This window comes from Psychromonas sp. MB-3u-54, assembly GCF_002836415.1.
GTDB lineage: Bacteria > Pseudomonadota > Gammaproteobacteria > Enterobacterales > Psychromonadaceae > Psychromonas.
Window position 1 is genome coordinate 80,675 of record NZ_PJBP01000180.1, and the last position, 23,448, is coordinate 104,122.

The following is a 23,448-nucleotide window of genomic DNA, read 5'->3' on the forward strand; positions in this document are numbered from 1 at the left end:
ATGTCAGCTCTCCTCTATCGTCTGTTCAGATCACGTTACGATAAGTTACAGAATTTGCGTCAATTCTTCTGGAATCGCCGGGTGACCACCGCCCGCAGGCGCAATACTTATCTGATGGAGCAAATGGAAAACCGCTATCTGTTGTCTGCCGATGCGGCGCCACTTGCCCTCAGTGCTGAACTACTTAACGACGAATTAATGATAGAGCAGCTGATCGATGCGGGTCTGGCCGAGGCAAGCAATGCCCAGGATCTGCAACTGGTTCGCCAGCATGATTATGACCTTGAAAAATCGGGCAGTCTAATCGACATCAATGTGTCTGATATAAATAGCCTGCAACCCGCGGACCTAACGCTTTCTTCTGAAAATTCAATTGATCCGCTGGACGCTGTTCTGCCTATCGAAGTGTCGGCTGAAGCAGGTTTAAGCACAGAAAACCTACCCACCGACGGTGAGACTCAAACAGCCGCTAAAATTCAACATATACAGCAATTAAACGGCCACCAGTTTGTGGTTATTGACCGTTCCGTTGAAGATTATCGTGCTCTGTTGAGTACCTTTATGGGGGATGCCGGCGCTGATCTTGCATGGCAGACGGAAACCACCAGTGCTGGAGATGTGCTGGTCGCCAACTGGTATCCTGCGAATGAAAAGGCAGAAGCGGCGACCCTTGCCGAAACAGGTGATGAATTAATTGATGCGCCCGTTAAACCGACCCAAGCGGATCGGGTGACGGTTGTATTACTGGACGCAGAAGGCGACGGAGTTGAGCAACTGGCTGGAATACTCTCGGCTTATGACGATATTTCGGCGCTGCATATCTTATCCCATGGCGCGGCAGGTCTGCTGCGTTTAGGGTCGGCAAGTCTCGGTGGATCTTCACTGGAGCGTTACCGTCAGCAGCTTGAAGCCTGGGGTAAAGCATTAAAAGCCGATGGCGATATCCTTATCTACGGCTGTAATGTCGCAAAGGGTGAAGTCGGTATCAGTTTTGTGGATCGCTTGGCGGGTGTGACGGGTGCTGATATTGCGGCGTCTGACGATTTGACCGGTAATCGCTTTATTGGTGGCGACTGGATATTGGAATCCGAGTTTGGTTATGTCACTCAAAAACTCGATTTCATGTCCACGGAACAGCTGATGTTTGCAGCGAATGATCCGCGTTTTGAGGGTGTTTTGTTAGCGAATCCAAGCTATAGCACCAGCACCGGATCTGGTTCATCAACAACTGATATAACTGATGAAAATTTTACCGGCAATATCACGCTCGAAGCCAATGTATATAAGAGCATCAATCTGAAGAATGTAAATGGTTCGTTAACGATTAAATTTACCAAAGCGGGCCCTGCGATTATTACCAATGGCAACGACAAGATTACCGTTGTGGGGCTTGATAATATTACCGTAAGCAGTGGATCCGCAGATATCGAAGTATTGTTTGAACAGGGCGCGCAATTTAAAGGTGTCACTGTCGATCTAACTAACATTACGTCCAGTAATAAAACGCTGAGTTTTACGGCTGATCCAAGTAATCCTGATGGGTTTCTGGCCAAAGGTGAGTCGCAGCAGGTTGATTTGGAGCAATTGGGTAATGTTAAAGGGGAGTATATTGCCACAGTAGGTAATAATGCTATCACCTTATTAGGTTTTCAAAGCGCAACGCTGGTCGGTGGTCTGGGGCGGGATATATTTGTTGGCAGTGACTTGCTTCAGGTTAACGAAGTGGTGCTTGGCGGGAAAGGCGACGATGCCATTAGTGGTGGCAAAGGCAATGATACCCTCTCGGGCAATAAAGGTGATGATCTGCTCGTTGGCGGAGAGGGGGTTGATGCGCTCTTTGGTGGTGACGGTAGCGATATCCTTGAAGGTGGTACAGGCAACGATAGCGGGCTAGCCGCTTATAGCACGAGCACTGCTGCTGCCGTCGGTTTACACGGTGGAGATGGAGCGGACAGTCTTTTTGGCGACGAGGGTGACGATTGGCTGTTTGGCGAAGGTGGTGCCGACAAACTGAGTGGTGGTACGGATGACGATACCCTGGTCGGTGGTTCGGGTAATGATAGTTATCTGTTTGAAGATAACTGGGGCAACGATGTTGTTATAGAAGCCAAAGGTGATGGCAAGGATCTGCTCGACTTTAGCCAAATTACGACGGCTATGGCTATCACAATAGGTAAGGCCGATGTGGCGGCTGCGGATTATTTTAGCATTGTTTCCGGAACCAATTCTGTTTCTGCCAGCGCCTATACTGAATCATTACTGGCCGGTAAAGGTATAAATAATTATATTTTTGATGTCACATTTCCAACGAGCTATTCCCCAGACGGCATTCTCAATCGGACCCTGAACATCAATAATACGCTTAAAGCGGATGGTATTCCCACTGCGGTACTGGATCTTAGTGCCATTACGGTAAAAATGAATATTACCGTTGAAAAAGATGCAAACAGTGTTGGCAGTAATAAAGTTACCGTGGAATTTGATTCGGGCAGTGTGTTAATCCCTAATAAAAAACTGGTTATGTTCAATGTTGCTGAAATTAAAACGGGTGATAGTGAAAGCGTCATTATATTTAAAAATAATGCCACCCTTGTTGGTAATCTGACCCTGGGTAACAGCAGTAATTCAATAACATTACAAAGTAATTCTCGTCTTGGGGGGAATCTCACTACAGGCGATCAGGATGATATTATCACTCTGGCGGATACCTGTGAGATTAGCGGAGATTTAACAGCGGGCTCTGGAAACAACACACTTGTGTATTTAGGTGCTCGCTATGCGGGTACACATTTTGGTATTCTTGATGCGAGCGATTTAACCACGCTGGATGCCATTGATGCCAAGTATTACGCGAATGATCCTGGTTCTCTCGGCACAACGTTCACTATGGGCACTGCTATAGGGCAGTATCCTCGAATTACTGGGCTGGCCACCGGTATTGTTAATGTGACCAGCGGCGAATTTGCCGATGCGATATTTGGTACAACCGAGGATAATATACTTATTGGTGGCGACGGCAATGATCGTATCTTTGGAGAGGGGGGGAACGACACCCTAAGCGGCGGCGCAGGTGATGATTATCTTGCCGGTGGTGCTAACCCTGACCAAACAGCCTATCAGGAACTAGACGGTGGTTCAGGCAATGATATTCTCGTTAGTGGGTCTGGTGATGACAAGCTGATGGGTGGTAAAGGTAATGACACCTTTGTATTTGAAAATAACTGGGGCAACGATAAGATTGTCGGTGATTTTTATAAAGGCGGGAAGGATACACTCGATTTAAGTCAGGTTACAGATGGTTTGTTATATAGCCTTGCCGCTAATGAAATTCTGCTGGGTAATGTGGCTGATTCCTCGGAATTTACACGCGATGCGGCTCTGTTTGGCGCTAGCTCTGCACTACCCGGCTATGAAAAAGCGACGGGCAGTTTCTTGCCAAGTGCAAATACCATTACCGTAGAAGCAACAGGTACGCTTGACGTTGGTAAAACTAATATTAGTAATATTGTTACCGGGGTGGGCGATCAAACCTTTATTATGGGTAATCGCTGGTCACAAACCATTATCGATGCGAAAGCGGCAAGCGATGCCGGTAGTAAAGTCGTACTTGATTTTAGCGGCAGTACCATACCTTTATCTTTCGAGTTCAGAGCTGATTTTAGCAATCAGTTAATGACGGTACCCGCGGGTGCAACTGTTCTCACCATCGCTTATGGCGATACTCTTATTGAGCTAAGAGGTGCTGATCTGACACCTGAAATGTTAGAGCAAAAATTAGCTGAGATTGAGGCACTTAAACAAAATTCTCTGCTTGATAAGGTAAAGAAAAGTACGGTAGGTCTTAGCCCGGATGTCAAAGTCACGGTTGAAAATGGCCAGTGGCGTATAACAATGCCCAAAGCGGATAGCTATCTTTTTTATAGTTTTGTTGATGCCGATTTTACTGAGCAAAAAATAGCACCAGCTCCGGTGCTAACACCATTCACATTACTTTACGGAACCCAACAGGTTACTTTTGCAAACGCAGGTGAAGACCTTCGAGCTGCTGCTGAAAGCTGGTTGAAGGAAAATGTTGATGCCTTAGCAACTATTGCTGTTGATACCTTTGGTGAGTGGACTGTGGTGCTGCCTTTTAAAGCCCAAACCCTGATATCTATTAAGGGTGATGGTGCGCCCGTTGAAGCGAGCCGTGAATCATTAAGCCGTGCCGATGCGGCAGATATTGTGCGCGTTTATAAGGTTAACGGTTTAAGCGACCTATCGGTTAATGCTTTGTTGAAGGTGGCAGGTGCCGCTGATTATCTTGAGTTGCGCGGCGTTGATGCAAATACAGAAATTATTTCCGGCCGTAATAGTAATGAATACCGTGTTCGTGGTGATGCTTCCTATGCAGGTCAGCTGACCCTGCTTAATGGCCCGCAATACAACAGTGTGCTTGGCTCTGAGAAAGCCGTACCGGTTGGTGTTCAAATCGAGCATGGTTTGAGTTTCGCCGAAGGTATTTTTACTGATCTTAATCCTAAAAACATATTTTCTAATTTTGTTAAGCCAACCTACGTAGATCTGTCAACGAATCAGGCCGGTAAAGTGAATTGGCCTTTGACGCAGGGTACGGGAAACTTGCCAACCAAAGACAAAATATTAAAAGCCATAAGCGATTTGCCCAAGGGATTAAAAAGCGCTTTTCAAGCGATCGCGCCTTCACTCCCCTCTGCATGGAATGAGACGTTTTTTGATGCAGGGTCTGCCGCTATTGATGGCCTGCCTAATATTGTATTACAAGATGGTGAGCGCAACGCAACGTTGTCTTATTCTGCGCCGGCGAATCTCTCTAACGTTACCCTGGGATCGGGTTTGAATATTGTCAAGGGTGATGCCGACTTTAATACCATTTCAACACGTCCTGGCGGCATTGGCGTACATTTACTGTCGGGTGGTTTAGGGGGTGATACTTATGTAATGAAAAATCTTTGGGGCGTGGCTGCGGTGCTTGAAGTGCCCGACATTGTGATTAATGGCACAGCGATGCCGGAGGCATTAGATACCATCGATTTTTCCTCTTTTGTCGGTAATATTGACGTCGATGTTTATTCCTTTAACAATATCAAAGATTCGCTGCTCGATGAAATTGGTGTCGACCTAAGCAGTCTTGATTTTGGTGTCGGTATTGAGACCAACTTCCTGGTTATACGCGGCACGGATGGTCTTGGCGATACCTTAAATATTATTGGTATTCCTAGTCTCGATCCGGCAAGTGTCGGTTGGAATAATATGATAGCGATGGATATTGAATCTATCGTTGGTCCAAAGCTTGGCAACCTTAAGGTCATAATGCATGAGGGTGCCAGCCTGCGCGGTACGGTTAAAGCCGGTTCTTTAGGTACAGTGACGCTCGATTACTCAGATTTTAACGCACCCGCCACCATTGTTGCGGGACAGAGTGCGCTGGGCGAGTTATCGTCAATTATAGGTGTCGATGCAGGTTCGATCGAGGGGCCGTCTTTTGATTTCTTAAATGCCGCGGCTAATAACGAGGATGGCATCGCAGACGTTTTTGCCAACTTAATTCCCGGGGTTTCGTTACCCTTTAAGACCACAGCTTCAGCAACCGGTATTGATGGGCATCGATTTGGTGGTCTAACCACATTTGCTGATTTTTTACCCCCGGAAAATCAGGCCAACCAGACGCTGAGCAATCTCGCCGTTGCGGGTCTGACTAAAGTTATTGGTGCGTCGAATCAAGATAACCAATTTAGCAGTCTTACGCTCGCCGGTTTAGGCCTGGCATTAGATAATTTCGATGACGCCAGAGATATTGATCTTTGGTCAAAGGGCGCGGCAGGTGATGACTTCCTAATCAATTTTAACAGCGGCCAATTTTTTAAAAATGGTGATCCGGTACTTAAAAGCGACGGCTCGGTGTTTAATAATATAAACGCTGTCAATATCCGTTCCGGGCACGGTAACGATGTATTTGTCGGTGGTAATGACGATGTCAACATTATCTTTGACCCGGTCAATACTGATAATCCGAATAATGCTGTTATTGAAAGCTGGGGTTCTGATTTCATTATTGGTGGGACAGGGCTTATGGAGCTTGACTTTAGCAAGCTTCCCGACACTTGGACGGGTAATCAGAGAACCCTCGATTATATTCAATCAGCGAAGATCAGTGGCAGTGCAGTTGCCGGCCAAACCTGGACACTGGTTATTAATAAAGACGTACCAGGCGAGGCGTTAACGCTTAGTTATACACCGGATGCCGCAGCAATAGCTTCGGGAATTTCTATTGCCGAGGCTTTTAAGCTAATACTCGATTCTATTTCAGCGGATGATACTAATAGCCAGTATGCAGTAGCGCAACAATATTCAGTTTTTGCATCCGGAAAAAATATTTCATTTATTAGAAACGATAAGTCAGCCTTTACACTTGACGATGATTTCACGGATACAGCAGACGGTGAAATCAAATATGCCACGGCAACTGAAATATATTTTACCGATGATAATGGCGTAGAAACAGGCTCTACACTGCAAGTTTCGATTGGCTCATTTAAAGTTATAAAACCAGAAGCGGGGTTCAACGAGATTACAAATAAGCCCGAAATTGAATTGGGCCTGGATAGTCTGGTTACAACCGACATACCTGCTGGATTGGCAATTACCAAAGTACCATTAGCGGCTATTGAAGCGGCTATTACGAGTTTTGACGGTATTATTTTATCTGTGCCTCGAACCGATGATAGTGGTTCGGATGATTTTGTTTTAAGCGTTGAAACCATTACAGACGAAGACAATAATGTCTCAGTGCAACTGCTTACCTCATCGGGCGGTTTGTTGCTCGATTCAACAACTGTTCAAATTAGTCTGCTTGAATTAGAAGGCAAGCAACTCTCCACACGCTTAAGTAACGGCTTAATTATGCTGGATTCCACTGCAGCTGATTTGGGCTGGTATACCGGTACAGATGATACCGCTGACTTTTCCGGTAAAATGGACTTAATCAGCGTATTGATTCATGAGTTTGCTTATCAGTTGGCGCTTGATCCGACGATTGCCGTTATGGCTGCTACCTTGGATGCCGGCGTTGCACGTCGCACGCTAACGGGCACTATTGAGCAGGTAGTTGGCGGGGCAACCGATACGTCGCTACAAACAACAACATTGCCCGATACGGCATTAACCGATGTTACCGATCCAGACATTAATGCCGTGATTGCCGAGGCCGTGCTGCGTTGGCAGGGGGCGGATCTGCATGTTCAGGGTGACGCCAATGATAGCCGCACAGCGACCCTCGAGGGTGAGGTGGTCGCCGACGATGTGTGGGCACTGATTCTAAATGAGAACGTTGCGGGTGAACTCAGGTTGGAGTTCAGCGCAACCACGGACTTGCTGAACGATGTTGCAGCCGGTATTAAGGCTTCTCTTGATACTCTGCGCTCTGCCAATGATCCACTTGCGCTACTTTATAATGCTACGATCGTAGATAACGTTGTAAAAATTTATCGCAGCGACGGCACTGATTTTACCCTGAGTGGTGATTTTACCGGTGCCACGAGCGGCACTGTAGACGGCAGCGCAAGCTTCAACCAAGTTCTAGCGGCAGTGGTAACCGTCAATACTCCTATTGTCCAGTTCCAGGATTTGGGTGAAGGCCAATTAGCCCGAACCTTAGAGAATGGAACGATTCTTCTGGATACTACTGCGGCTGGGCATGGCTGGTATGTCGACCTGGATCCGACTACTAATAATGACGAAGCAGGCCTAACAGGTAAGATTGACCTGCTCAGTGTCGTGATGCATGAGATGGGGCATATTATCGGTTTGGATCACGATTATGTGCCCGGCGCCGTGGATATAATGGATCAAGTACTGAGCCTTGGTGTACGTAATGCAACGCTACCAACAGGCAGCATTACTGTGATCACTGTGGATTCTTCGGATCAAAGTAAGTTGGTTGCCGGGCTGGATGCTTTTGGTGACTGGGTCGGTGGACTCGGTGGGCGTATTGATGAGTTCCTTAACAGCAGTGTAGAAATCCCTCTGGTCGGTAATGTCTCACTGGATAGCGTCTTTGCGCTTGGCGGTAATGCCGGCACTACGCTCAGCGATGCTTTTACTGAGAAAATCGCAACGCAAGTCGGCTCTGTATTTACGGGGGCAACGGTTACAAACACTACGATAGCGAATCTTAATAATATTGAGTTTGCGCCTGGTGCCGATCCGATATCCTATAAAGCGACCGTTAATATTCCCGGCCTTGAAGCCAGTTACGATCTCGATCCGGATAATTTGGATTTCGGTGGTATCGATCCTGCCACGCTGGGTATTAATATTTCTTCTTTAATATCACCATCATTGAATATTGTCGGCGATCTTGATCTGACCTTTGTATTTGGTATAGATGGTAATGGCAATTTCTATATTGATTCACCGACAGTCAATGCGAATTTGGCGATCGACAGTGGCAGATATGAGACTGGACCACAGGATGGAGAAATTAAACCCTTTGATGTCGAGATTGCCTTTGGTCCGATTGGGTTGAATGTTGAGCAGGGTTATATCGATATTGCTGCGACTATGAGTATCGGTACCAATGAGCGCCTTAGTTATAACGATCTGGTCAGTAATGCCGTTGATCCCTTTGGTCTTATTCCATCGTTAAATGGTGGCGCCTATTGGGATATTAATTTGCCGCTGGAATTAACCGGCGCGCTGGCAGGTCTTAATGGCGATGGCTTGCAAATTGTATCGCAGGGTGAATGGGAGGGTGGAATAGGTTCCATTGCTTCATTATTAAGCAGTATTGAAGTTGACACCGGTTCGTTATCTGAATTACTTGACCTGCGCAGCATCTCACTGGATATGATCCTCGATGGCCTGCAAGGGATCCTCGATGACATGGTAGGTGTTGAAGCCGATGTGCAAGGTGTGCTTGCCGGTGCTGATCTAAACGTTTATGAAGAACGCTGGATCGCGGATGCCGTGATTGTAACTGCAACGGATTATGTGGCAGCAACTGGGCAGCAAAGTATCAACGTGCGCTTAGCTGATGGCAGCAGTGTGACACTGCAGGACTGGTCTGACGGTGGCGCTGACGTTTGGGGTTATTTCAATGGAACCGACCTGCTCACCTTTGAGCAACGTTGGAAGCTGACGGCTGAGTTCGCCGCAGGTGAATTTGAAGCCATTGCTGGCGAGTCCGTTAATATGACTCTGGTTGATGGAACGGTAATAACGACACCATTGACAGCCTATCATGTCAGTTCAGGCGCCATTAATACTGATATCCCTTTTGTCGGCCAAAGTATTGCCGATATACTCGGTAGCGGCTCGGTTGGTTTTGCCAGAATGCTGCGGGATACCATCAGCGATATCCGCTATACGGCAAATAATATCTCCGAGTTGCAGGATGAATTAAACAACCGTATAAACACTGCGCTTAACTGGGGAACTGCCGATGGGACTGTCTTTGCTCCTGTGACGCTCGTCTATGAAGACTCTGCCTTTAAATTTGATTTTGATCTTAGCTTCCTTTCGGAAAAGAAATTCTCGCTGAACTTTGATATTGATGACCTGCCGCTGGACGATATGCTCGGGATGGATCTGGGTAGCGACGTTTTAGCCATAGAAACACAAGGTGAGATATTACTTAAAGCGCAGGCTGATTTGAATTTCGGTTTTGGTTTTGATTTAAGCGATGTTACCGACCCCAGCCTGTTTTTTGATATTGATTCCGGTATCAGTGCCAACGTATCAGGTTCAGTACCTGATCTTGATATCTCTTTAGGTATAAACGTTGGCGGCACTGTCTTGGGTATTAAAGCCATTGACGGATCTGCATCGGTCGATCTGGGGTTCTTTGCCAATTTAAGCAAAGAGGGGGGCGATAGTAATAATGATGGCCTGTTGCAGTTAAGCGAACTGTTAACCAAACCGACTGAACCATTCAGCCCATTCCAGGCCGGTGCCTTTGGTAATGCGCAGCTCGATTTACCCTTGTATTTCCCCATTGAAGCCCTGCCAGTCGGTGGAACCAAGGCTGATCTGGACGGTGATGGTATTGGCGATAACGTCCTGCATGCCGAGGCATCACTGTCGATAGACGACAGTTTTAATATTGAACAGAAATTCGACTATGTACTGCCGAGTTTTGAGCTCAAATTCGATGTCGCCGCGGCCTTACTGGAGATGCTCAACAACCCGGTCAAGGTGCTGGGCGGTTTAGAGGGTTTCTTCAGTGCACTGGACACAACGGCAGACGGTATCGACTCGATCGAAATTCCACTGATTGGTGGGGTGCCGTTTGATAATCTGGCCGACAGTCTGCGCAGTGTTCGTACCAGCGTGCTGGGTGAAAAAGGCAACGACGGTGACTATCTCTATGTCACAACAGAAGATGGCAGCAGCGATAGCCTTGGCGGCTGGCTGCAAAGACAGATCGACGACGAGGTCACTAATCTTTCCGAGCTACTCTTAGATAAGATACGTGAAGAGTTGTATAACGGACTGAGCGGAATTAATAGCGCGCTGTTCAGTTTTGTGGTGCCCAGCTACGATGCATCGGGTAACAAACAATATGACAGCAGCGGCAAGCTTCTGACGGTTATTCCGGGCGGACCTGATGATATAGAGCTGGTTCTTTCTGCTAACGGACTGTTAACGTTCAACATTAAGTTCGGTGGTGTACTGGTGGGTACCAAAGTGGGTAATACGGTTAACCCGGTTATGATCCCGCTTGACATGGCTGCCGGGCTGCCGGGTCTGAATATAGATATAGACGCGGAGTTGGAGGCCAAAATTGATTATCTGATGGGCATTGGTTTAGGCATCGGTAACATGGCCGATGCAGGCTCTATTGTTCCTGATATGGGCATTTTTCTCGACACCTCGGGCATCAATGCTGCGGGTGAAGAGATCGCACTCGATATCGATGCAAAATTAGTGATGGGAGACGACGGGGTCAGCGGCACGCTCGGCTTTCTGAAAATGAGTTTTGATGACAATGATGGAACAAATGACTTAGGTCGGACGGGTTTAAGCGGTCACCTGGGTCTGGATATCTATGATGACGGAGACGGTCGCTGGCAATTCGGTGAAACACTGGGGCTGTCGTTGAGTGCGTCGGCTTTTGCCGAAGCCAATCTGTATGCCGTTGTCGACACGGTTGCGGGCGAATTTCTGCCTTCTATTGGCACTATTATCCGTTATACCCAGATGCTGGGTGACGTCGAACTCTCAACCTCCGGTGATGCCCGTTTTGAAATGGGATCGCCAGATGTGACCCTTGAAGCGGTCACGCTGGATGTCGGCAGTATGTTTGACAGCTTCCTTGGGCCAACATTAGACACTATTTATGACATTGTTATTCCCTTTAAACCGGTCGTTGATCTGCTGCTGATGGAAATAGACCTGGGTGTCACCCAGATCCAGTTTATCGATCTGGCTTATCTGCGTCTGCCGGCGTCCACGGTTGATACCGCGAAAAAAGTGCTGGAAATTATTAAGAGCACGATTGAGTTCCTAGAAACCGCGCAGGGTCTTTCTGATTCGGGCAAAATTAATTTTGGCGACTTCCATCTTACCGGCGCATCGGTGCAGGATCCGGATGCGGAAACTACGGACGCCGATGTGGCGAGTGCTGAGAGCACAAAAGGGGCAGGGCCAGACGCTAATACGGCGGCGCTGCTGGCGGGTCCCGATCAAAAGGGTCTGGCTAACGACACCAGCAAAACCAAAAAGAAAGGGGTCAGTACGACCAGTCGTTTCAGTATTCCGCTGCTCGAAAATCCGCTCACTGTGCTTGATTTTCTACTTGGTCGCGGTGACGCGACGCTGTTCTATTACGATTTACCGGATCTGGATTTATTCTTCGAATATAAACAATCCTTTATGGTATTCCCGGGATTAAACGTTGGCTTGTTAGGTAACATAGGTGCATCGACCAACTTTGATTTTGGCTTCGACACGCGTGGCCTTCGCCAGTGGATGGAGACGGATTTTGATCCCGCCGAGAGCGGGCAGATTTTTAATGGTTTTTACCTTGACGATCACGGTATCGAAGGTGTTGTGGGATCCGATTTACCAGAAGTCACTCTGACGGCAACGGTTGCTGCGACAGCCAGTCTGGGGATAGGGGGTATTGTCGAAGCCGGCGTTCAGGGCGGTATCGAAGCACTTATCGAATTTGACCTTAACGATTTTGAAACCGAGTTCCTTAATGATCTACCGGTGGGTGACGGCAAACTGTATGGCGATGAGCTGCTGAAAAATATACTTGATCCTGCCTGTCTGTTTAATATACACGGCGAACTCAAGGTATTTCTTGAGGCATTCCTGTGGATCGGTTTAGATACACCGGTCGGTAAAATTACACTGTTCGAAGCCTCTGAGCGTTTTATCGACGAGGTGATTGCCTCTTTCGATTACGAATGTGTGCATGACGTTAACACCGATATCGCTCAGATATCCTCTCCTACTTCAAAAAATCTGATTCTCAGCTACGATGAATCTGCCGATCCGCGACATTATCTGGTCGAAGGCATATTGATCGATAACGACTTTACCCTTGCCAATATGGTGAAAAATGGTTATCTGGTCATGGATAATTACACCCGCCCTGAGCAGCAAAATCTGCGCACCCAGATTGCCGATTATCGTGATAATCATCAGGGTGAGTACGCTATTATTGTCAGTACTCAGGAGACTGCTGAGTTCTTCCTCGGCAGCGAGGTCGATAGCCTGACTGCCGTGGGAACGAGCGGACAGGATGTGTTCACGCTTAAGTATCTGGACGGTATTATCAATGACATTGAGATCAATAGTGGCGAGGGGAGCGACAGAATAGAATTAATTGCCAACAGTGATAATGATGAACTATTGACCCTGACGCGCCTGGTACTCGATGGTGGGGGGGATGATGATTTCATTACGGTTGACGCGGCTATGCTGGGCGTTACACTGAGTACGCCGAATACCTATACGTTGAGGGGCGCTGGTGGTGATGACCATATCAAGTTAAAGGGTCTTAACCCTAACTATGATGTGGTTACGATCGAGGGGGGCGACGGCGACGATGTCCTTTTCGGTGGTCAGGACGACGATATTATTAATGGCGGCGGCGGCTTTGATGTTATTGCCGGCTACAAAGGCAACGACATCATAGATGGCGGTGATGAATTTGAGGGAACTGCGGATGTCCATCAGGACCTTGCACTCTATCTCGATGCGGATGGTAATACTCAGGTGTCGCAGATCTATCAGCAATCGGCAGCAGACCCATCGATAGACGGTAAACCCTTCGATTTTTATGACACGCAAGGCAGACCGATTGATGCTGTTGATGGCGATCCCATTCCCCTGGACTCCTCCCCAGAGTCAGCAAACTACATGGTGCGATCTCAAGACCTTGCACTCTATCTTGATGCGGATGGTAATACTCAGGTCTCACAGATCTACCAGCAATCGGCAACCGACTCATCAATAGACGGTAAACCCTTCGCATTTTATGACGTGCACGGCAGACCGATTGATGCTAATGGCGATCTGATCATTCTGGTCTCAACCCCGGGACTGGCGAACTTTATGGCGCGCTCCTTCCACGGCGATATTATCGATGGCGGCGACGGTGACGATACGATTACAGGTGGTCACGGTTACGATCAGATTGAAGGTGGCAAAGGTGTTAACACTATTGATGGTGAAGAAGGCAACGACATCATCGATGCGGGCAGCGGTGCAGGCTCGGTGCTTGGCGGCGCCGGCGATGATATTATCAGCTGGACCTATGCCGGTTTTGATGGCGGCGCGCCGACCATTGATGGTGGCATCGGTGAGGATACGCTGGATGTAACAGTCGCTGAAAAACTCGCTGGTACAGAAACAATCGCTGATCCGGATAACTATGTAACCCTGGCTCACTCGGGAACAGGTACCACCGCAGAGCTTAAAATTGCGCCTGACGCTATAGAAAACTCCAACTTTGTATCGAATGTGGCACTCGACAAGATTGAAAATATCAAGATTGATATCGATGCCGGGGCCGATAATATTCAGATCAGTGATCTGCTGGATACCTCGATCCTTTCTGTTGATCTGACCCTAGGTATGGCGAAAGCGAAGGTGTGGCAGACAGTACTAGATGCGGATGGCAATGCTCAGGTATCGTCGGCACCGCCGGCTAACCTGTTCTTGCACTACGCTTTGAACTACGATGCCAGCCTCGATAAAAATACTATCGGATGGGTCGACGCACAGGGCAATGCGAATGATCTGCTGACCCAGTGGATACCTGCAGCGGCCATTATGGCTAATACCAGAATTGACTACACCGATGGCTCGTTGATTTTGAAAGCGGGCGACATTGATGCCGATACGACAGTTCAAGCGGTCAGATTGCAGGAACGGTTGCGCGAAATTTATGATTTGAGCAAGGTTAAAGTTGTTTATGACGCGACGCAATTATCCTACAAGGTGAGCTTCGTTGCAGATACGTTTATAAAATCGGATGGTTTTGAGTATAAGCAGGATGATTATTTTTACCGCTACGACCTTGCCAGTGGTGATTACGATTTTATTGACGGTATACCGAACCTTGAGGCGGTAGTTACTGCAGCCGATATCGATACGGCGACAGCAGACCAGAGTAAACAGCAAGTGTGGCTCGCAGATGGCCTCGAACGCGTTAATTTATTCTATGGTTACGATGCCACTGTGCCTAATAATGGACGTACGGCCAATAACAGCGTGGAAATATCGGCCGGCATGAACACGGCGCAGATTGAACTGGCCCTCAAATCCCTTGATGCTGTGACAGATGTCACCGTCAGCGGTTCCGGTATACAGACAGATCCCTGGGTACTTGAGTTTACTGATGCTGACCAAACGGATAATACCTACAGACAACTTGCGTACCACTATAATTATCAGACCTACAGTAATGGCATTCTTGCCCAGCGTGACGATAGTCGGGTGTTCGAACGCTTCTACCGCTTGAGCGAGGATCAGGCAGTCTACCTGTTTAATACTGACGGCACACCAACGCTTGTGTCGCAAACTGATCCGGCTATCAGCATTGCGCATAACCGGGTGCAGATGTTGGCACTGAACACATGGGAAGATAATGCCATCTTATGGTATGGCGACCAGGGTATCGCCGTCACCCAGAGTGATACGGCAGCTGAACTGCAGCAAAGAATGACAGATTTAGCGGGTATTGATCTGCTGGTTGCGGGAAATGGCACCATCACCAACCCCTGGTCGTTTGATTTGAGATCCGTGGAGACTATCTCCTTCACGCTGGCAGATCTGCTGCCGACCCTCGCCGTTGACGCTGGAGTCGGTTTCACGGGTGTCACCAGCGGCTCGTTGACCGATGACGGGACCACAGCGACCTACACGGCGGTCAGCGGTGCCGCCTATACCGACACATTCACCTACCAGCTCGACGATGGCAGCAGCTACACGCTGAGCGTGGTCGTCGATGATTCAGGCGCCGTCACGGGCGTCACCACGAGCGACACTCGGGCGGGGAGCGGTATCGTCAACGTGACCGGGGCTGGCCCATACACCTTCGCCCTGGCGGCTTTGGTGCCAACCCTGGCCGTTGACGCTGGAATCGGCTTCACGGGTGTCACCAGCGGCTCGTTGATCGATGACGGGACCACAGCGACCTACACGGCGGTCAGCGGTGCAGCCTATACCGACACATTCACCTACCAGCTCGACGACGGCAGCAGCTACACGCTGAGTGTGGTCGTCGATGCCTTAGGCGCCGTCACGGGTGTCACTACGAGCGACACGCGGATCGGAACCAGTGGTCTGGTGGACTTCTTCGCTGGCGATTACAAAAAACTTGAACTGGTTACCAGCAGTGTAGTGCAGGCGCCGGATCAGCTGTTTACGCGTACCTCTGCGCTCGTCAACGAAGCCACCTTGCCTGCCAATGACAGGCAGCAGATACTGATCCCAAGCAACGCGGTATCAGCGGAGTTCCGCTATGGAGACCGCGGCAGTTTTGTCGAGTTTAGTCTCGATAAGCTTGAGTTCAGTGCCAATGCTGGCATTAACAGTACGACACTGACCAATGTTTCCAGTACCGATCATCTTTATCTGGGACAGATCCTGTCAGGAATCGGTTTGCAGGCAGGGACGCGGATCGTGGCTATTGACACTGCTGCCGCGACTATCACTGTCGATAAAGCCTCGACAGTGACAGCTGCAGACACAGCTATCAACATTACACGCGCTGTTGGCGCATCAAATCTTGAAGCCAGCCTGAAGAGCCTGACGGGTATCACCGATCTCGCCGTAGTGGCGGGCAATACTGCGACTGATCCGTGGCAGGTTGTAATGCTGGATGCGTCGCTGAATAGCGGTGACTATAGCATGCTGGAGTATCAGATAACCGAGCAGCTTGCACCGGCTAATCTGGCGACTAGCTTAGCCGCGACGGTCACTTTGCCTGTTAACAGCCTACAGAATTTCACCGTGGCACCCGATGCCAGCGTGACCCTCTGGTACGGCACAGAATCTACCGAACTTCAGCTTGGTAGTGATAAAGACAGCAATGCCACGGCTATCGCTGCAGCGCTGGGTGATCTGGGCGCCTTTGATAGTATTAATATTGGCGTTGCGGGTGTTGGCTCCGGCAGTAATCAGCAATTTGATCTCACCCTGACCCCTAAAGAAACGGGTGACAACATAAGTTATAAATTGATCTCCTTTGCAACAAGCGAAACGATTGTGTTACCTGTCGCACTCAAGGCTATCGAAGTGCTTAATCCACTTCGCGCGCAGGAAATAAGTATCACCGACGGCGCCTTTACGCTCTGGTACGGTGCGCAGGGTATAGACGTGAAGCCTGCAGATACAACAGCCACCGCGATTGAGATTGAGAACGCACTTGAATCACTACAACAGATTAACAATGTTGCAGTGACCCAAAGCAACGGTAAATGGCAAGTTATTTTCATTGCAGCAGAGACGTTGGCCGATGGTAGTTATGCACCACTGTCCAGCGAGATCTACACCAGCAACAGCAGTGTGGTGCAGCAAAACACCGAGGACAGTAAGCGCACAACTCGTGATACGGAGATTGCTACACAGGCAATCTTCCTTGAAACATGGCAGGGACATGCGGCCTTCAATTTTAATACTGAATCGGTTGAACTGACCTACGGCATGACGGCAGATGAAGTGGCCGTTGCGCTGGAGTCTCTGACCGGAATACGTGACGTATGGGTCAGCGGTATTGGCGAGCTGAGCTTTGATAATGAACTGCCGTGGAATATTGTGTTCCTCGATGCCGATCGTGATGACAGCGGTGACATTTTTAATCTTGAGCGTGTTGTAAGTGTGCAGCGCATGAACCGCTTGTTTGATGTCAACAGCTTTGAGAATAATGCTATTCAGCGTATACCTGCAGCCGTAGTGGCTATTGGTACCGAATTTAAAGGCAGCGCGGGTGAAACCGTGCTGAATGCGGGCGATATTAATAGCGATATCACCACGCAGATAGGACTGCTGCAGGCTAAGTTACGGACTATTGCAGGTCAATATTTGACTGTTGCATTTGATACTGACACTTATGTTGTCAGTTTCTTTGATTCAGCCACTCTGACTGAGCTTAGCAATAGCGCCTCCCCATTGCGCTACAATGCCGGTGGCGGTGTTAAAACCGCCGATAGTACTCCAGATATCGTTGGCAGTATCACCTTGCCGTCGGGCATTGCCGCCGCTACTTTCAGCTACAATGGGGCCGCTATCGAGTTGGAATTTTCAGTGTCTACGGACAATGAGATTAAGACTGCGCTTGCTGCAGGTCTCAGCATTGACCCTGCTAAAATTTCAGTCTCAAGTGGCAGTGCCTGGATCATCACTATAACCGATTACGATGCCGCATTACCGCTGAGCATCGCTTATGAATTCCCTAGCCAGCAGTCAATTCGTGCTACTGATGTGATTGACGGAGCAAAATTCGCCTACGGAGAGCATGTCGTTACTCTTGCTGTTGCGGACATTGATCCTGATGCTGTGATACAGGCGACCCTTCTGCAGACGAAGCTGAATGGAATGACTGGACTCACGGGTGTCACTGTGGCCTATGTCGACAGCCGTTATGTCGTGAGTTTTGTGGGTGAAAATCCACAAACGCTGTATTTTGATAATGGTAACGGCTGGCTTGCCAGCACTAACATTACGTTGCAGGCATTGGCTGTGAATACGGTTGCCCCTCAACAAGTGATCGAGCGCCGCGCAGAAGATGGCAGCTGGTCTATCGAGAAAAATACGGCGGAGAACTATGCGGTGCTTAATGCAGCGCAGTCGACTTCCGTTGCTGATCTGTATATTTCGCCCTACCAGACGCTGCAGCGTTTGTCTCCGCGTCTTCTGGAAAAAGCCGTCTGGGAAAAAGACGAGACCGAAGGACCGACCAAAGGAACTTATATAAAAACCGAGAAGACAGACTGGTTCGAAGACCCTACTTGGGAAAATGACCATTCTGTAGATCAGGTTAAGATACTCGGCTCGGATCAGGGTGACTACTTCCTGGTCGGCCACGAAATACTCAATGAAGGCATTGCCAACGCTGAGTCGACGGATTTACGATCTGTGCAGATCACTCACCAGCGACTGGATCTTGAGGGTAACGTTGATACGGCAGCGAAAACAGTTTTGATAACCCTGCGCGGCATCGACAGCGAATTCGGTAATGGTGTTGATTACACCGGCACCGAGAAAGATGTGCTGCGTATTGAAGCGGGCGCAGGTGATGATCGTATCATTGCCGGCCTGATACCCAATTCCACGGAGATAGAAGCAAAGCACGTCATTAAGTCCGCGGTAGTTGACGCGCTGATATTAGATGGCGGTGCTGATAACGATCGCATCATCGGCACCGGTCATGCAGAGACAATTATTGGCGGTGATGGCAACGATCTCATTACCGGCAACGCGGGTGAGGATAACTTTAACGATACATCTGGCGAAGATACGCTTATCGAACAACGCGATCTCAATTTCACGCTGACCGATGATACGCTTGAGGTTTATGGCACGGGCATAGATGTTTATAACACAGGCGTAGAGAGAGAAACCGAAGCTGTTACTGTTTTTGAGCGCTTTGAGCTTTATGGTGGGGCGGGTGCTAATAAATTTGCGGTGGACAATTTTACCCAGATAGCGGCACTGGACGGTGTAGCGGGCAGCGATAGTTATACTATTTCACTGACCGGAAACATTGCAGGCCAATCCGCGGTGTACATTAACGACAGCGGTAATTCAGGTAGTGATGATGTGCTTCTTCAGGGCAGTGAGTTTGCTGACACACTGCACCTTGATTCAGATACCTCGCATCAGCGTGTTACGCGCGCTCTTGATATTGCAGGTGCCCCTGTTGCAGGTGACTTTAAGCTGGTTTACAACGGTGAAATAAGCGCCGCTATTTCCGCTACGGATGGTGCGGCTGAGATTCAACAGGTACTTGAAAATCTGAATAGTATTGCTGCAGTGCGTGTCACCGATGTGGTTAACAGTAACGGCGTCACAGAAGTTGGCAAGTGGGATATCGATCTCTTCATTGAAGATGCGTCGGGCAACCTGAGGACGGCCGCCAATGCAGAGGGAAAACTGTTTCGCATTTACGTGGAAGAAACTCCCACTGCTATTGCGGAAACAGAAGTCACTCGCGGTATGGTGACTCGTATTGAGAATTCACTTGCCTCGGCGCTTCTGGCCGGCAAGCCCGACATCGATGCTATGTTTGGCAGCGAAAACGAAACACAGCTCTTTAATGCTTACGGCGATGGTGCGAATACTTTCAAGTTAAGGTATAACGACAGTGCCTGGACAGCGGATTTGACCCAGCCGGCGCTATTTATACCCTCACTCACGGATACTGCCGGTGAAATCGCAACCGCCCGCGCTGCTAATGAGCTGGCGATCGAAAACGCCCGTTCCGCCATCAAGACAGAGCTGGAAAATCTGGCAGGCATCACTTCTGTAAAAGTGACCGGCAGTGGCCGCAGTTATGATCCGTGGCAGATTCAGTTACTCGAGGCGACGCTGAATGCGGGAAATTTCTATTTACTGGAAATTGATAATAGCAGCGCATTTACCAAGCCCGACGATATCGCTAATGCCGCCGCTACCACGCGAAAATCTATCTCCCTGACAACGCCAGAGGACTACCAGCGGGTTTATTACGACTTCAGCGCTGAGAGTGTGGTTATTCACGGTTTAGGCAGCGCCGATACTTTTATTTCAGATGACAGTATGGCGAAGATCGAAGTCCACGGCGATGAGGGGGCTGATAATTTCCTTATTGGACGTGTCCTTAAAACTAAGATTGTCGACGTCAATGGTGAAAAAATAGAAATCATCGACGGCCTTGACGGTATCACTTCGGGCGTCACCGTAGGCGCTACCTTTAATGGTGGCTCGGGGGACGATTATTTTGAAGTCAACCACAATGTCGGCACGCTGGATCTGTTCGGCGAGGCCGGTGATGATACCTTCTTCCTCAAGGCGCAACTGCAGGAAAAACCCGGTGGGACGGGTACCGCGGGTATAGGTACTGAATTAACAGAAATAGATGGTGGCCAGATCACGGCAGGTGCGGGTGACAGTCAGGGGCAAATTGACAAAAAGGACAAGGATGTCCTGATCGACTATGTCGAGAACAATCGCGTTGGCATCTTCGGCGGCAGTGGTTTTGATACACTGGTAGTCGCGGGTACTGCGCTAGCCGACACTTTCTATGTGTTCAGAGATAATGATGGACAGCAATACCTCTACGGTGCCGGACTTAAAATAGAAAATATCGACGGTATTGAGCGTCTGGCGCTGATCACCGGTAGTGGTGCCGACACGGTTTATCTGTATGGTCTAGACCCGGCACTGAGTCTGCTGATCAACACTGGTTCAGGCGATGACAAAGTTATTATTGGCGGAGAGCAACAGACTTTCAATGTGACATATCCGGCCTCAAGCGCGGTCTATACCGTTGAACAGAATCTGCTGGTAGATGTGCTGCAGGAATTACAGACAGAAACCGATTATAACGACATTGTCTTCCAGCATATTGATGAAAATACAATAGATTTTGCGTCGGTGTGGCGTACATTTTTTGATAAGTGGTTTGATGTAAAGCCTGACGATCTTGCTTTACTGACAATGGATCAAACACGCTGGCGCCTGCTTGAAGCGAACCTCGCGGTAGGCTTAAAGCTTTACACTCAGGCTATTGGTCTGGCGTCCAGTACGTCTGCATTATATGCGCTTAATGGTTCAACTAAGGCCATCAGAGATGCTTATGCGACAGGCGTGGACACCTTCGAGACTGCACTGCAAAGCACCAATGCGGCTTACTGGAGTAAGCAGGAACTTAATGTCAGGACCGAGGACTACGGATTTTTAGATTTGATGACCCGGACTATCTATTCGAGCTCACTCTACTCCGCACTTGATAACGATACGGCCCCCTTCCTGCCGGATCAATTAGATTTTGCAACTCTAAATGCTATTGTGCCAACCACGAATATGTTCGCCAATAATCGCAGTATTGACCAGATCATGTTCACAGAATACCTACAGCGTATCGTCGCTGGTACCCATCTGGGCTGGATGGTCGATGCAAGCACGGTCAATGTAGCCGAATCAGGTATAGCAGGGCTGTATGGGTGGGTACCGGATCTGGTTGTTGGAAACGATCTGAACTTTAGTTTTGTGCCGGTCGCTAACAGCTCTACTAGTGCTTTTTTAGGACTATTTGGGACAAGTGCTTCTAATGGCGGCTTTATGGCGCCGATAACCGGTCTCCCGGATGCCGATATTAATACTATCAATGAACCGGGCGCGGCTATGTTCTGGGACTTGATAACGCTGTTTTATAGCATCGATACCCCTCATTTTGATAATACCATCAATATTGTTGAGCACTACACAACAGACATCGAAAGCGGAGCGGCTTCTTATGTCTTTAATGATTTACCTGAACGCACCGTGGAGAAGATTCTGCCTGAGAATTACGACATCAGCAAAATTGAAGGTGTACTTCGTATCGCTGGTGGGCAGGGTAATGACAGTCTGGAGATTAATGCACAGCAGTTACAGGGTGATGTCACTGTTAAGCGCCAGACGCTGAATCTGAATGACTATACATTTGCCTACGCAGATAATCTTATTACAGCCACGTTGGGCTCCGCGACGGATGGATTCTCGCTAGGTCCTACTGGCTGGGTTAGTGACGTAGCCAAAAATGGCAGTAATGATGCCTTTATCGACGCCGCCATCGCGAGTCTGGAAAACGGGGTCAGCTTCGATGATATCGAAAGTGCACTGATTCGTGCTGATAAAGAGACCCAGCTGGGTATTCTCGCGGCACTCGACAATAACGCAGTGACCGACGCAGAGGTGAACATTTCGGTTGATACGTTGATCGATAGTTTTACCCTGAATACGTCACTTGCGGTACTCAATACAGCGGCAATAAATTTGGTCAGCATGGATTTAACGTCCGTTGGTTTCAGTGACGTGCGTCTTTCTACCAATGGAGGTCTTGATGGCCAGCTTAAGCTCGCGGATTACAATAAAAAACGTGAAGAGTATCAGACCAAACTACAGGAATATCGGGTCAAGCTGCAGGATTTTGTCACTCGCGGACAAGCATTGCTTGCTAACGCTATTGCGTTGGACACTGGTTCGGACACTGTCAAACTAGCAGATAAAGATGACTTCTCACTCGATAAGCTTGATTTGCTGCTCAATGATTTTGCGCTTAAAAATATGATTCAGGGGTCTGCGGCGGAAGTGATTACCGAGGCCGTGAAGTCTGCATTAGAGGACTTGAATAAATTCTTTACCCTGATATCCGTGGGTGGTGAGCTTGATGGCAAGGGTTATACCTGGACGCCGGATACTGCGCTCAAGGTCTACCAGCAAGTCAGCCCCGATGTCACCGATCGGACGACGACCCGTAGTTACAACCAGAATATCTGGGAAGTAGCGCCCTATACCGAGGCCGATAGCTGGGTGACGGGTGAGCGTTTTCCTGATCAAATTAATGGGCGGATTGACCCTTATACTGACAAGGTTGAAGACTTCCCAGTAAACGACACAACAGGCGACAATAGAGCGTTGCGCACGATCACATACACAGTCGATGGCACCGAATATCTGGTCGGTGATGACGGTACTGCTAACCCTCAAGACAAGGACAAGATCGGCAATAATATAGCGATGGATATCGCCTACGTTGAGCGGCTCGATAACCTCGATACGTCGTACTACACCTATTCGTACTACGCAACCGATGCGGCTGGTGATTCGGCGCTCGAGGGCGTTGCCATTCGCAGACTCAACGACAACGACAGTACCGCCGGGAATATCCGTGTTGGTGGTCAGATTGCGCTATTACTTGAGCCTATTACTCCCGATACCTCAGTTAAT

General features: G+C 48.8%; 1 protein-coding gene (running past one end of the window). It reads left to right on the forward strand.

What is annotated here, in order from left to right; translation table 11 throughout:
- On the forward strand, positions 1-23,448 hold the 5' portion of the coding sequence (locus CXF72_RS17270) for a DUF4347 domain-containing protein (RefSeq protein ID WP_101040972.1). 12,783 nt of this gene lie beyond the right edge of the window; only the first 23,448 of its 36,231 coding nucleotides appear in the window; it begins with the start codon at positions 1-3; its stop codon lies beyond the right edge, outside the window.